Annotated in this window: 2 protein-coding genes and 1 pseudogene; all 3 read left to right on the top strand. The window is 56.8% G+C overall.

What is annotated here, in order from left to right; all coding sequences use genetic code 11:
* Positions 1 to 222, top strand: a pseudogene (locus tag AC1D0P_RS25965) (sulfate ABC transporter permease subunit CysW); the annotation flags it as partial.
* A 31-nt stretch (positions 223 to 253) separates the two neighbouring features.
* Entirely contained in the window at positions 254 to 718 is a 465-nt protein-coding gene (locus tag AC1D0P_RS25960; protein ID WP_477679357.1) for a hypothetical protein, read from the top strand.
* On the top strand, positions 715 to 1087 hold a 373-nt coding region (locus AC1D0P_RS25955; RefSeq protein WP_477679356.1), incomplete at its 3' end, for a sulfate/molybdate ABC transporter ATP-binding protein. The genes AC1D0P_RS25960 and AC1D0P_RS25955, both read left to right, overlap by 4 nt.

Below are 1087 nucleotides of genomic sequence, written 5' to 3'. Positions count from 1 at the left end.
GTCTCGGGCCACATCCGCGGGCAGACCAACACGCTGCCGCTGCACGTCGAGATCCTCTACAACGAATACCAGTCGGTGGCCGCCTTCGCCGTGGCCTCGCTGCTGGCCATCCTGGCGCTGGTCACGCTGGCCATCAAGTCGGTGGCCGAATGGCGCCATGAGGCCGAGATGAAAGCCGCGGTGGATCTTCCGCCTGAGCGCCCGCAGGCGCTTGCTACCTGATTGCTTTCAGTAAACCGCTACCAAAATTACCATGCGTATTCTAAAAATAGTACTAATTTGCATTGCCTTGGTGTCGGGGTTGGCCAGTGCGTTTCTTTGTTTCTGGTGGAGTCTTGTGATTTTCCCAAGTCTTTTCGTTCACTGGGGTTTGAGTAATCCAATCGACGAAGCGCTCGCCGCCTACTCCAACTCCAACTTCAAATTGCTTGCCCATATTTTTCGCACTTACTTTGCGGCAATAGCAGGTCTGCCTGGGTGGATAGCGCTATTTGCTCTTTGTTTCTATGCAAGTCGAGATAAGCACACCTTGCCAATATGGGTTCCGGTCGGCTGCCTCTTCGGTCTCGCTGCCGTTTTGGCCGGACCCTATTTCTGGGGGCTTGCCATACCACCTATCTCACTTGCGATTTCGCTCTTGTTGCTTATAAAGGTCAAGGCTAAAACTGCGTCCGGAATTGACATAGGTTCCCTGAAAACACGCTGGAAAACACCATGAGCATCGAAATCCGCAACGTCAGCAAACATTTTGGCGACTTCCAGGCGCTCGGCGACGTGAGCCTGGACATTGAATCGGGCGAACTGGTCGCCTTGCTGGGCCCCTCGGGCTGCGGCAAGACCACCTTGCTGCGCATCATCGCCGGCCTGGAGAACGCCGATCGTGGCAGCATCCTCTTCAGCGGCGAAGACACCACCGACGTCCACGTGCGCGAGCGCCAGGTCGGTTTTGTGTTCCAGCATTACGCGCTGTTCCGCCACATGACGGTGTTCGAGAACGTGGCCTTCGGCCTGCGCGTCAAGCCGCGCGGCCTCAGGCCCAGCGAGGCGCAGATCAAGGAAAAAGTGCATTCGCTGCTCAACCTGGTGC

It is taken from the genome of Polaromonas sp. P1_G2 (genome assembly GCF_056405515.1).
The sequence above is the reverse complement of the archived record's forward strand: the minus strand, read 5'-3'. Positions and strand labels throughout refer to the sequence as shown.

Excerpts from the sequence above, each read along its gene's own strand:
- AC1D0P_RS25960 (WP_477679357.1), top strand. The coding sequence starts at position 254 with ATGCGTATTCTAAAAATAGTACTAATTTGCATTGCCTTGGTGTCGGGG.